Source organism: Comamonas sp. (assembly GCF_036643215.1).
Lineage (GTDB): Bacteria > Pseudomonadota > Gammaproteobacteria > Burkholderiales > Burkholderiaceae_C > Comamonas.
In genome coordinates this window covers 1-12175 of sequence record NZ_JAVXSJ010000003.1, presented here as the reverse complement: position 1 = coordinate 12175, position 12175 = coordinate 1, and the positions used below count along the sequence as shown (strand labels likewise).

Sequence of the window (12175 nt, the reverse complement as noted above, 5' to 3'; positions counted from 1 at the left end):
GTTCAGTGCAGCTGATCCAGAAACTGCTGGATGGCGGCATTCACAGGTTCTGGGTGCGTGAGATTAGCGGCATGGCCTGCGCCCGCCACATCCACCCACTGTGCATTGGGCAAGGCCTTGAACATGGCCCGCGCGCGCTCTACGCTGATCGCCGCATCTTTATCGCCATGGATCACCAACGCAGGTACTTTGATTTCTGCCAGACGCGGGCTGATGTCATCACGCAGCGCCAGCGCCACAAAGCTCTGCCCCAGATTGACGGGGGAGGCCTGCTTCCATTTGGCACGCCACTCCGCAGCGCCCTCCCAGCCCTGGCCAAGAATAATCTGCTCCACAGTGCTTGCCATATCGTCAGACAGGCCATGCTCCATCCACGCTTTGAGCAAGGCTTCGTGATGCGGCAGCAGCTCGGGGTCTTCCAGCATGGCTTGCGTATCTATCAACACCAGCGCCCCCACCACCTCAGGGTGAATCAGCGCGCAGCGCATCGACAGATAGCCGCCTTGCGACATGCCCACCAGCACGGCTTTATCCACGCCCAAATGCTTGAGCAGCGCCGCCAGATCATCGGCAGAGTCGTAATAGGTGAACGACTCACAATGCTCGGGATCCGCAGTCTGCCCATGGCCGCGCTCGTCCCAGCTGATGCAGCGGTAGCGCCCCTGCAACGCCTGTATCTGCGGCTCAAACATGGTGTGATCCATGAGCAGGCCATGCGAGAACACAATCGCCGGGCCGCGCCCTCCTGTGTCTTCGTAGTAGATGTTCTGGCCATTGACCTGGGCAAAAGGCATGCGCTGGACTCCTGCTTCAAATGGTGGAAACCCTTGGGACCTCTCGTAGAAGATCGATCCCACTGATCACATCCTAGGCAGGCCTTGTGACATCGGCAACCGGCTTGGCCCTAGAGCACCACAACACCGGCGGTGGCGGTTGACAAGTGTGGGCATTTGCGCGCAGCCCCGCTTGCGCATCAGGCCAGCGCGCGCTGGATGAGGATTTTCTGCACGTCGCTGGTCCCTTCATAAATCTGGCACACGCGTACATCGCGGTAAATGCGCTCCACGGGGAAGTCGTTCACCACGCCATACCCGCCCAGCGTCTGGATGGCCGCGCTGCACACACGCTCGGCCATTTCGCTGGCAAAAAGCTTGGCCATGGCCGCTTCTTTCAAGGATGGCAAGCCTGCATCACGCAGGCTGGCCGCATGCCAGATGAGCTGCCGTGCTGCTTCAATTTGTGTAGCGCATTCCGCAAGCCTGAAGCCAACGGCCTGATGATTGAAGATGGGTTGGCCAAAGCTCTCGCGCTCTTTGCTGTATTGCAACGCGCATTCAAATGCAGCACGCGCCATGCCCACGCTTTGGGCGGCGATGCCGATGCGCCCGCCTTCCAGAGCGCTCAGGGCAATCTTGTAGCCCTCGCCTTCCGCGCCAATTAAGTTAGCAGCGGGAATACGGCAGTTTTCAAGGTTGATCTGCGCCGTATCGCTGCTGTGCTGGCCCAGTTTTTCTTCCAGCCGCGCGACCTGATAGCCGGGGTTGCTGGTGGGCACGATAAAGGCGCTCATGCCCTTCTTTCCCGCCGCCTTGTCCGTCACGGCAATGACGATGGCCACATCGCCATTCTTGCCGCTGGTGATGAATTGCTTGACACCGTTGATGACGTAGTCGCCTCCATCACGCACGGCCGTGGTGCGCAGCGCCGACGCATCTGAGCCCACATGCGGCTCGGTCAGACAGAAAGCGCCCAGCATCTTGCCTTGCGCCAGCGGACGCAGCCAGAACTCCTGCTGCTGGGCGTTGCCGTATTTCATCAAGATCGCGTTGACCGGGCAGTTGGTCACGCTGATGACGGTGCTGGTGCCGCCGTCGCCCGCTGCAATCTCTTCCAGCACCAGCGCCAGACTCAGATAGTTCATGCCCGCGCCGCCCAGCTCCTCAGGCACACAGATGCCGTAAGCGCCCAGTGCGGCCAGCCCCTGATGCACATCTTTGGGGAAGTGATGCTCCTTGTCCCAGCGCGCGGCGTGTGGGGTGATTTGCTCACGCACAAAGTCGCGCATGGCATCGCGGATCATTTCCTGGTCCTGGTTCAGCAGCATGAATGTCTCCGATATTGATAGCTGGATACCTATGTTCTAACTTGGCTCAAGCACCCAAAAGCTCTGTTTTTGTGCCGTCGTAGCGCCATAAGCTGCCACGGTCTTCGGGCTGCACCTGCGCCAGCACATTCATCAGCCCTTTGACGCTATCAGCCAGAGGCACGGTGGCACCGGGGCCGCCCATGTCGGTCTGCGTCCAGCCGGGGTCCAGCGCCAGCAAGGTCAGGCCCGGCCATTGCTGGCAGGCAGAGGCCACCGCCATATTGAGCGCCGCCTTGCTAACGCGGTACAGCCATGCGCTTTCGTCGGCACTGCCGAGCAAAGACATCTCGCTGGAGAACGCTGCAATCACGCCGCCTGTTTCTTGCACCATGGGCGCAATCTGCGGCAGGGCCTGCATAAAGCCCAGCACATTGCTGTGCATGACCTTGTCAAACTGCTGCTGCGTGGGCGGCACGCCAGCGGCATGACCATCCCAAACGCCTGCTACATACAGAGCGAGATTGATGCTTTTGCCATCAAGCTGCCAGGCCAGACCGCTGACGCTGGCGGGGTCAGCCAGATCGACCTGCAGCACCTGCGCACCCAGCGCTTGCAGCGGGGCCATGTCTTCGCTCTTGCGCACGGTAGCAATCACGCGCTGGCCCTGTGCCAGATAGGCCTCTGTCAAAGCCCGCCCCAGCCCGCGCGAGGCGCCCAAGATCAGTATTGATTTCATAGCTGCTTGCGCTTATCGAGAATGGATTTCAATGTTGTTTTCATAAAAATTCCTTTGAAATAAAGCGCTAGCCGCTATCAAGTTTTCTTCAGTTCCTCGGCTGCAATCACGGCCTTGTAGCGGGCGACCATCAGCTCCTGTGCTTCAGGCTCGGTGGTGATGCCCATCTGCGACTGAATGATCTGATTGAGCGAGGGCATGACATTGCGTGACACCTGTGCCTCGGCGCTCCACAGCTTGGATCGCATCAGCGCCTTGGCACAGTGCAGATAGGCCTCTTTCACATTGACTTCAATGACCAGCTTGGGCCGAAAGTAATCACTGGCAAACAGCGCTGTGTAATGCGCCTCATCGCGCAACTGGGCCGTGCCGTTAACGCGCAAGGTCTCGTCAAAGCCCGGTACAAAAAACAGCAAACCCAGACGCGGGTCGTCGACCAGATTACACAGACTATCCAGCCGGTTGTTGCCACCCGCATCGGGGATGAGCAGCGTATTGGAGTCTGCAGCCTTGACGAAGCCGGGCTTGCCGCCACGCGGCGACGCATCCAGCAAACTGCCGTTGCTGCCGCCCGTGGACATGACCAGAAATGGCGACAGGGCGATAAAGCGCAGGCAGTAGCGGTCAAGCGCCCACTGCTGCTTGAGCAGAGCTCGCTCCGCAGGCGCTGCATAAAGCTGCTGCAATTGCTCACGCGAAGTGATCATGAAACGAGGGCCTCCTGCTGGCGATCATTGCGATGAACAGCGGCGTACAGCGACAGATATTCGTTCCACGAAGGATCAAAAATCACCGACAGCTGCGGCTCCAGTCCCGGCGCATTCTGCTTGGCCAGTTGCTGCGCTAGTTGCATGGCATGGACGGGGTCTTCCACATAGTACGTGGCAACGCGCGAGCGCATGTCTTCAATGCGCGAGAACGCCAGAATGCCGCGCTGCTGGCTGCTGAGCTGCTCATCCAGCGCATCCTGCGCATCGCGCACGCCGTCTAGCTCTTCCTGACTGGAAAAGCGCATGCGCCACTCCAGAAAGTGCGACAGGTCGGCACGTGTGGCCACGGCATTGGCACCGTCGTGAAAGGTCAGAATATCGGGCGGTGAGTCTTCAGCAGCGCCGTGGGCACGGACTTCCAGAGAAATCCAGCGGTCGGTATCTTCTTGCGGGAACTCGTAGCTGCGCCCCAGTTGCTTGCGAATGAAGGCATCAAAAATGGGGGGGAAGTCAGACAGCAGCGCCGTGCCATGCACATCATCAGGCACTTCATCGACAAACTCGACCGGACCTACGCGCACTGAAAAGTCCCACTCACCCAGCACATGGTCCAGCATGATGAAAGTCATGTGCTGCGCTTGCTCGATCATGTCTGGCGCAATGCTTTTCTCAAACGAGAGCTTGAGCCCGGTGATACCGCCGGCATTGAAGTAGCCCACGCGCACATCGGAGCAGGCCAGCTCGAAACCATCCATGCGCATGCCAAAGTTGCTGCCCAGCGCACGGCTGCGAAATGCCTGCACGCTGTAGTGCTCAAATTGCGGTGCTTTGCGCACCATGGCCTGAGCATTTTCAAACTGAGCGGTATTGCCATGGGCAGAAATCACCAGCTTGGAGCCAGGCTCCTTGAGCTTGCCTTCGAGCTCCAGACTCAGACCCGGCGCGTATTGCTGCAGCACTTCATTGGCGCGTTCCACAAATTCGTGGCCATCCAGTGCCTCCAGCTCGCTCAGCTGACTGGAGAAGTCGCTCCAGAAGGCCTCAATCTGCTGCTGTGTCAGCGGCTGCTCAGTGTCACTGTGCTCGTGTGGAAGGTCTGCGCTCATGGGTGATTTCCGCAAAATGATCTGCACGCATTCACAAACGAATGCGTGCAATCCGTTGAACATGCGATCACTGTAGAGCAATCCAGTGACGGTTCAACCCAAACAGCGTCAGATCAGCTCAATCGCCATGGCCGTGGCTTCACCGCCACCAATGCACAACGTGGCCAGACCTTTTTTCTTGCCACGCGCTTGCAGCGCATGGATCAAGGTGACCAGAATGCGCGCACCGCTGGCACCAATGGGGTGACCCAGGGCGCAAGCTCCGCCGTTAACGTTGACCTTGTCGTGCGGCACCTTCAAATCGGCCATCAATGCCATGGGTACGACGGCAAAAGCCTCGTTGATTTCCCACAGGTCCACATCGCCCACCGCCCAGCCAGCCTTCTTCAGCGCCTTCTCGGTGGCGCCCACAGGGGCCGTGGTAAACCACTCAGGTGCCTGCGCAAACGTGGCGTGAGAGACGATGCGCGCCAGCGGCTTGCAACCCAGTTGCTTGGCGGTAGATTCGCGCATCAGCACCATGGCAGCCGCGCCGTCGTTGATGCTGGAGCTGGAAGCGGCAGTGATGGTGCCGTCTTTCTTGAACGCTGGTTTGAGGCTGCTGATCTTTTCGGGCTTGGCCTTGCCCGGTCCTTCATCCACGCTCACCGTCACATCGCCCTTGCGGGTTTTGACAGTGACAGGCGTGATTTCAGCAGCAAACGCACCGCTTTCTGTGGCGGCCTGGGCGCGCTGCACGCTGGCGATGGCAAAGGCGTCTTGTGCCTCACGGGTAAAGCTGTATTTGGCAGCGCAGTCTTCACCAAAAGTGCCCATGGAGCGGCCCTCTTCATAGGCGTCTTCAAGACCGTCCAGCATCATGTGGTCGAAGATCTTGTCGTGACCCATGCGGTAGCCACCACGGCCTTTTTTCAGCAAATAGGGCGCATTGGTCATGCTTTCCATGCCACCGGCAACCATCACGTCACGACTGCCAGCGATGAGTTGATCGTGCGCCAGAAGCGTTGCCTCCATGCCCGCGCCGCACATTTTGGAGAGCGTTACCGCCCCCGTGCTTTGCGGCAGCCCGCCTTTAAAGCCAGCCTGGCGCGCAGGCGCCTGACCTTGCCCAGCCATCAGGCAGTTGCCAAACAGCACTTCCTCTACCAGCTCGGGCTTGATGCCTGCGCGCTCTACCGCGGCCTTGATGGCTGCGCCACCCAGGTCATGGGCGGCCAGATCGGAAAAATCACCTTGAAACGCGCCCATTGGTGTGCGGGCGGCGCTGACGATTACGACGGGGTCTTGATGCACGGTTTGTCTCCTTCAAAGATGGATAGGTACGATCTGCCTCTTCAGTTGAGGCTATTAGCGGAAATATTGAAAGTGTTCGTGTCCAGCCCGGCATCCCCTTCATGCAGAAAGCGGCTGCGCTCATACGGGAACACATCGACAAAGTGGCCATCGCGAATGCGGCTCTGGTGAGCACGCCAGAAGTCGCTCTCCAGCAAGTCCGCGTGGTGGCGCATGAAGATGTCACGCACGGCAGGGTGGCCCAGCAAAAACGGGCCAAAGGTTTCAGGAAATACATCCTTGGGCCCGACCGAATACCAGATGTCGCCAGACATTTCTTCTTCCTCATTGCGCGGCTCAGGCACGTTGCGGAAGTTGCAGTCAGTCAGGTACTCAATCTCGTCGTAGTCATAGAAAACAACTTTGCCACCACGCGTCACGCCAAAGTTCTTCCACAGCATATCGCCCGGGAAGATATTGGTGGCGACCAGATCCTTGATGGCGTTGCCATATTCGAGAATAGCGCGCTCCATGGCGGCGCGGCGGGCCGGTTTGGTATCAGCCTCTGCCAGGCACTCCATCAAAAACAGGTTCAGTGGCACCAGTCGCCGCTCAATGTAGAGGTGACTGATGATGACCTCTTCCTGCCCATCACCATCGCGGTCGCTGATCTCGATTTGATCAGGGGCTTGCGCCTGCAGCTCGGCCAGCAGCTCTTCACTGAAGCGGCTGCGCGGGAAGGAGACAAGGCTGTACTCCATGGTGTCCGCCATGCGGCCACCACGGTCATGCTGCTTGACCAGCAGGTACTTCGCCTTGACCTGCGCACGGGTCACATCCTTGCTGCTGGCGATGCGGTCTTTGATGAGCTTGAAGACGTAGGGGAAACTGGGCAGATCAAACACCAGCATGACCAGCCCTTTGATACCGGGCGCAATGCGCAGCTGGTCGCTGGAGTGGCGCAGGTGGTGCAGAAAATCGCGGTAGAACAGCGTCTTGCCCTGCTTGGCCAGCCCCAGCGCGTTGTAAATCTCGGCACGCGGTTTGCGCGGCATGAGACTGCGCAGAAAGCTGACATACGCACTGGGCACTTCCATGTGCACCATGAAGTAAGCCCGGGCAAAGCTGAAAAGCGCATGCAGGTCATCTTCACCAAACAAGGCCGCGTGCAAGATGAGCTGGTCTTTATTGCCATGCAGAATGGGAATGGCCAGAGGCAGCTCTGTGTAGCCGGTGATGATCTTGCCCACCAGATACGCGCCTTTGTTGCGATAGAAAAGGTTGGAGAGCACCTGTATCTGGAAGTTGGCACGCAGCGTCAGCCCGGCCAGTTTTTCACGCACGCGCTCAGCCAGCAAATGCACATCGCGCGGCAAATCCTCAAAGGGGCCAAGCAACTGCAGCTGCTCTAACGCGGTTTGCAGTGCGCCTTCCAGTTGCTCAAGGTTGACTGGGTAATAGACCTGATATGTCGGTACAGCACCCGGCGCAGGGTTCTCTAAATACTCGGTACTTACTGCAGCACGCACGAAGATGAAGTCGTTCTGAAAGTGCGTGCGGTGCAGAATTTTGGTGGTGACGGAGTTAAAGAAAGTCTCCGCCAGATCAGGCTGCAGATGGTCGACCATCAAGCCGATGTAATGCAGCTTGACTTGCTGCCATACCGCCATAGATTGCTGGCTGGTTGCAAATTCGCCCTCGAGCCTTTCAATGCAGGCGCGCACCTGCAGGTCATAAAGCTTTATGCGCTCTCGCTGGGCCTGCTGCTGGCTCTGCCAGTCCATGGACTCAAAGCGCTGCTTGGCGTTGGCAGCCACCGCATTGAACGTGCGGTAGTAGAGGTTGAAGCCATGCATGAGAGCCTGTGCAATGGCATAGGCCTCGGGGGCGTCCAGTCGTTGCGGAAACATGGCGGGCCAGTCGCTCCAGTATCAATAAAGCAGTGCCGCCAAGCTGGATGCGGCCAAGGCCCACACCCAGCGCTGGAGCACTATTGCGCGCAGGGCAGCAATCAGCCGCGCTTGCGGGTTGCGACTTTTTCAATCGCCTTGTTATAGACATCTTCCATACCACCCACATCAGGCACCGTCATTTCGAGGTTGGTGATGTGACCATTGTTCAGGCCATAACACCAACCGTGCAGCGTAACCTTCTGGCCACGCGCCCAGGCATCCTGCATCACCGTTGACTGGGCCACGTTGACGACCTGCTCAATCGCGTTCAGCTCACACATTGCATCGTGACGAAACTGGGTGGAGATGCCTTCCAGCAGCTTGATGTGCTTGTCGCGCACGTCACGCACGTGGCGAGTCCAGTTGTCCACCAGACCCAGACGCAGGTTATTCAGTGCGGCATACACGCCACCGCAGCCGTAATGGCCGACGACCATCAGGTGCTCGATCTTCAGGTGATCGACGGAGTATTGAATGGTGGACAGGCAGTTCAGATCGCTGGGCACCACCACGTTCGCCACGTTGCGGTGCACAAATACCTCGCCGGGCTCCAGACCTGTGATCTGGTTGGCAGGGACGCGGCTGTCAGAGCAACCGATCCACATGTACTTGGGCTTTTGCTGCGCCATCAGTCCGGTAAAGAAACCAGGACGATCACGCTCCATCTGGTCTGCCCATTCGCGGTTGTGGACAAACAATTCTTCGATGGAGGTCGTTGTCATGAAGCTATCCTTCTTTTTTTGGTGGTTGAAAGAATGGCGCAGCTCCTGCTTTTTCAGCAGGTTTCAGCAAACAATTCGCGACCAATCAACATGCGGCGAATTTCGCTGGTGCCGGCACCAATCTCATAGAGTTTCGCATCTCGCCACAGTCGGCCGAGCGGATACTCGTTGATATACCCATTGCCACCATAGATTTGTACGCCCTCGCCAGCCATCCAGGTGGCCTTCTCGGCGCACCAGAGAATGACGCTGGCGCAGTCTTTACGGACCTGTCGGACATGGTCAGTTCCCAGAAGATCAAGATTTTTAGCGACCGTATAAGCAAAAGATCGGCCCGCTTGCAGCACGGTGTACATGTCTGCCACCTTGCCCTGGATGAGCTGAAACTCTCCAATACTCTGGCCAAATTGCTTGCGGTCATGAATGTACGGAACCACGTTATCCATCACGCTTTGCATGATTCCCAGTGGTCCGCCTGTGAGCACAGCACGCTCGTAGTCCAGTCCGCTCATCAACACCTTGGCACCCATGTTCAGGCCGCCAAGGATGTTTTCAGCCGGCACTTCCACATTCTGGAACACCAACTCACCCGTGTGGCTGCCACGCATGCCCAGCTTGTCCAGCTTTTGCGCAATCGAAAAACCGGGCATGCCTTTCTCGATCAAAAAGGCCGTCACCCCGCGCGCGCCCATTTCAGGTTCACTCTTGGCGTAAACCACCAGCGTGTCTGCGTCGGGGCCATTGGTAATCCACATCTTGCTGCCATTGAGCAGGTAATAGCCGCCCTTGTCCTCAGCCTTGAGCTTCATGCTGATGACATCTGAGCCAGCACCCGGCTCGCTCATAGCCAGAGCGCCCACATGCTCGCCGCTGATCAGCTTGGGCAGGTACTTGGCTTTTTGCGCCTCAGTGCCGTTGCGGTTGATCTGGTTCACACACAAATTGCTGTGCGCCCCGTAAGACAGGCCCACGGAAGCACTGGCACGCGAGATTTCCTCCATCGCAACCATGTGGGCGAGATAGCCCATATTGGCCCCGCCATACTGCTCAGAGACGGTGATGCCCAGCACGCCCAGCTCACCAAACTTGCGCCATACATCCATGGGGAACTGGTCAGTACGATCAATTTCAGCCGCACGCGGCGCAATCTCGCTCTGCGCAAAGTCACGCACGGCATCGCGCAGCGCATCAATATCTTCACCGAGCTGAAAGTTCAGTCCTGGCAGATTGGCAAGGCTCATGGTTGTCTCCTGTAGGTATTGGTCTGGCGGGTCTCAGTTGTGAATCTCTAGTTATTGATGCCCTCACGATGCTGCACACACATCAAGGTGCAACTCATCGTGGCAATCAATTTTTCTTTTCCCTGATCAATGGCAAACGCTTTGCCCTCAGATACGGTAATCGTGCGCCCCGGCTTGATAACGCGGCCTTCCATGCGAAAGCGCTGGCCCTTGGCTGGTGCCAATAAATTGATTTTGAATTCAATCGTAAGCACCGCTGCATCGGCGGGCATCAGCGTCAGCCCTGCATAGCCACAGGCCGAATCCAGCGCAGTGGACACCATGCCGGCGTGTAAAAAGCCATGTTGCTGGGTCAACCCGGACGCCCAGTCAAGACAGATATCCACAGTGCCAGACTCGATACGGGTCAGCTCGGCCCCAAGTGTGCCCATGGCTCCTTGGCGGGAAAAGCTTTCCCTCACCCGGCTCGCGAAGTCCAGAACCTCATCCGCACCCAAAGCTGACATTGGCAACTCCCAGTAGCAAAGCTCTATCAATTGACGTTTACGTAAACGTCAATTATGCGGCATTTTGCTCTCGCTTTTCTTCAACAAGCTACGCGCTTCTTTCTCCTGCTCACGCACCTCTTCCAGAGTCACCTGCAGATCAGCCATCTGCCCTTCAAGCTGTTTGCGGTGCACAGCCAGCACATCCAGAAATTTGCGCAACTGCACGCCGGTATCGCGCGGGCTGTCATACATATCAATGATTTCCTTGGCCTCCGAAAGCGACAAGCCCAGTCGCTTCGCTCGCAATGTCAGGCGCAGACGTGCGCGGTCTCGGGCCGAATACACACGATTACGCCCCCCAGTTCCCGAGCGCTCGGGCTGCAGCAAGCCCATATCCTCATAAAAACGAATCGCCCGTGTGGTGAGATCGAACTCTTTGGCAAGATCGCTGATGGTGTAACTGGTCAACATGATTCTGTCTGGGTGAAGTCTTGCATCACTCAGGCGACTACAAAGAGTGGCCTGGTCCCTAAAATGCTTTTATAAAACTGACGTTTACGTTAACGTCAATGCTAAACGATATCCTGCACTATGAAATCAAGCCACGAATCCGCACTCCATTACCCTCTGGATGACACTTTGCCAGGCCTCGCTGAAACCATCGAGGTAGCTCCCGGCATCAAATGGATTCGCATGTCCCTGCCGTTTGCGCTCGACCATATCAACCTGTGGCTGCTACGTGATCGGCAGGTCGACATGCACGGCGAGATACGCGAAGGTTGGACTATTGTGGATTGCTGCGTCAACCGCAGCGAAGCACGTCAGCAATGGGAGCAGATTTTTGCAACCCAGCTCGAAGGCTTACCGGTTCTTCGCATCATCGTCACCCACATGCACCCAGACCATATCGGCCTAGCCGGATGGCTTAGTCGACATTGGGATGCCCCCCTGTGGATAAGTGCTACCGACTACAACGTAGCCCGTGTCGCCATGAAAGACCAAGATGGCTTCGGCGGCGAATCCGGTGCGGATTTCTACAGCCTGCATGGGCAAAGAAACGAAGAATTTCTCCAGCATGTACGCACCCGCAGCAGCTATTACTCCTCGCTGGTTGCGCCCATTCCAGACACCTATCACCGCATCATGGATGGCTTTGACATCGATATCTGCGGCCGCAACTGGCAATGCATCGCAGGCTATGGCCACGCCCCCGAGCACATGGCCTTATTCTGCCCAGACCTCAATCTACTCATCAGCGGCGATATGGTGCTGCCACGCATATCGGCCAATGTCAGCGTGCACTCCAGCGAGCCTGAAGCCAATCCACTTCAACTATTTCTCACATCACTGCAGCGCTACTTTGCACTGCCTATGGATACTTATGTACTGCCCTCACATGGCAAACCATTTACAGGTCTCCATCAACGAATTCAGCAACTACTAGATCACCACCAAGAACATCTGAACGGCATCATGGAAGCGGCACAAACCCAGTCTCTCAGCGCCGCAGACATTTTGCCCATCCTCTTCAAACGCCAGCTAGACACACACCAGATGACATTTGCCATGGGCGAAGCTCTGGCTCACCTCCACTACCTGTGGTTCAGCAAACAGTTGGAGCGCAGAGTAGATCAGAAGGGTGTTCTCCGCTTCCAACTACCCGCTATGACTCAATAACTTCCCCATAAAAAGAGAGCGCATAGCGCTCTCTTTTTATGGATTTTCAGGTTGTTTGGCTCCGAATCCCAATCACAGCGAGCGTAAGCTCGCTCTGCTTTTTAATGGCCCAGCCTTCAGCGTTTTTGCGTTCCGCAAATAAAAAACCCCGTAATCTTTCGATTACGGGGTTTTTCTCTGTAAGA

12 protein-coding genes are annotated in these 12175 nt (G+C 57.2%); 1 reads left to right on the top strand and 11 read right to left on the bottom strand.

What is annotated here, in order from left to right:
* Positions 1-2: 2 nt before the first annotated feature.
* The 11 genes from RSF91_RS03215 to RSF91_RS03165 form a co-directional block, all read right to left on the bottom strand.
* Positions 3-794, bottom strand: a complete 792-nt coding sequence (locus RSF91_RS03215; protein ID WP_332567056.1) for an alpha/beta fold hydrolase — start codon at positions 792-794, stop codon at positions 3-5.
* A gap of 179 nt (positions 795-973) precedes the next feature.
* Positions 974-2104, bottom strand: coding sequence for an acyl-CoA dehydrogenase family protein (locus RSF91_RS03210; protein WP_332567055.1), 1131 nt, complete (start codon positions 2102-2104; stop codon positions 974-976).
* Positions 2105-2150: 46 nt separating this feature from the next.
* Complete coding sequence (locus tag RSF91_RS03205; protein ID WP_332567054.1) at positions 2151-2822, bottom strand: SDR family oxidoreductase; 672 nt, start codon at positions 2820-2822, stop codon at positions 2151-2153.
* Between the two features lie 77 nt (positions 2823-2899).
* Positions 2900-3529, bottom strand: coding sequence for an MSMEG_1061 family FMN-dependent PPOX-type flavoprotein (locus tag RSF91_RS03200; protein ID WP_332567053.1), 630 nt, complete (start codon positions 3527-3529; stop codon positions 2900-2902).
* A complete protein-coding gene (locus RSF91_RS03195; RefSeq protein WP_332567052.1) occupies positions 3526-4638 on the bottom strand; it encodes a hypothetical protein in 1113 nt (370 codons plus the stop codon). The genes RSF91_RS03200 and RSF91_RS03195 overlap by 4 nt, the downstream gene beginning before the upstream one ends.
* Before the next feature lie 108 nt (positions 4639-4746).
* Positions 4747-5931 carry an acetyl-CoA C-acyltransferase gene (locus tag RSF91_RS03190; protein ID WP_332567051.1) on the bottom strand — a complete coding sequence of 395 codons (1185 nt, stop codon included), beginning with the start codon at positions 5929-5931 and terminating at the stop codon, positions 4747-4749.
* A gap of 41 nt (positions 5932-5972) precedes the next feature.
* Entirely contained in the window at positions 5973-7820 is a 1848-nt protein-coding gene (gene aceK / locus RSF91_RS03185; protein ID WP_332567050.1) for a bifunctional isocitrate dehydrogenase kinase/phosphatase, read from the bottom strand.
* A 101-nt stretch (positions 7821-7921) separates the two neighbouring features.
* Positions 7922-8584 (bottom strand): carbonate dehydratase, encoded by a 663-nt coding sequence (gene can, locus RSF91_RS03180; protein ID WP_332567049.1) that lies wholly within the window; start codon positions 8582-8584, stop codon positions 7922-7924.
* 53 nt (positions 8585-8637) lie between these two features.
* Positions 8638-9825, bottom strand: coding sequence for an isovaleryl-CoA dehydrogenase (locus tag RSF91_RS03175; protein WP_198460770.1), 1188 nt, complete (start codon positions 9823-9825; stop codon positions 8638-8640).
* Between the two features lie 47 nt (positions 9826-9872).
* Positions 9873-10331 carry a PaaI family thioesterase gene (locus RSF91_RS03170; protein ID WP_332567254.1) on the bottom strand — a complete coding sequence of 153 codons (459 nt, stop codon included), beginning with the start codon at positions 10329-10331 and terminating at the stop codon, positions 9873-9875.
* 48 nt (positions 10332-10379) lie between these two features.
* The gene (locus RSF91_RS03165) at positions 10380-10784 is read right to left on the bottom strand and encodes a MerR family transcriptional regulator (RefSeq protein WP_332567048.1); all 405 of its coding nucleotides are present in this window, start codon (positions 10782-10784) and stop codon (positions 10380-10382) included.
* Positions 10785-10904: 120 nt separating this feature from the next.
* Between RSF91_RS03165 and RSF91_RS03160 the strand changes: the two genes are divergently transcribed.
* A complete protein-coding gene (locus tag RSF91_RS03160) occupies positions 10905-11990 on the top strand; it encodes an MBL fold metallo-hydrolase (protein WP_332567047.1) in 1086 nt (361 codons plus the stop codon).
* Positions 11991-12175: the final 185 nt, after the last annotated feature.

Coding starts and splice junctions, on each gene's coding strand:
- RSF91_RS03165 (WP_332567048.1), bottom strand. CDS start 10,784: ATGTTGACCAGTTACACCATCAGCGATCTTGCCAAAGAGTTCGATCTC.
- RSF91_RS03200 (WP_332567053.1), bottom strand. CDS start 3,529: ATGATCACTTCGCGTGAGCAATTGCAGCAGCTTTATGCAGCGCCTGCG.
- RSF91_RS03195 (WP_332567052.1), bottom strand. CDS start 4,638: ATGAGCGCAGACCTTCCACACGAGCACAGTGACACTGAGCAGCCGCTG.
- aceK (WP_332567050.1), bottom strand. CDS start 7,820: ATGTTTCCGCAACGACTGGACGCCCCCGAGGCCTATGCCATTGCACAG.
- RSF91_RS03170 (WP_332567254.1), bottom strand. CDS start 10,331: ATGTCAGCTTTGGGTGCGGATGAGGTTCTGGACTTCGCGAGCCGGGTG.
- RSF91_RS03205 (WP_332567054.1), bottom strand. CDS start 2,822: ATGAAATCAATACTGATCTTGGGCGCCTCGCGCGGGCTGGGGCGGGCT.
- RSF91_RS03160 (WP_332567047.1), top strand. CDS start 10,905: ATGAAATCAAGCCACGAATCCGCACTCCATTACCCTCTGGATGACACT.
- RSF91_RS03215 (WP_332567056.1), bottom strand. CDS start 794: ATGCCTTTTGCCCAGGTCAATGGCCAGAACATCTACTACGAAGACACA.
- RSF91_RS03175 (WP_198460770.1), bottom strand. CDS start 9,825: ATGAGCCTTGCCAATCTGCCAGGACTGAACTTTCAGCTCGGTGAAGAT.
- can (WP_332567049.1), bottom strand. CDS start 8,584: ATGACAACGACCTCCATCGAAGAATTGTTTGTCCACAACCGCGAATGG.
- RSF91_RS03210 (WP_332567055.1), bottom strand. CDS start 2,104: ATGCTGCTGAACCAGGACCAGGAAATGATCCGCGATGCCATGCGCGAC.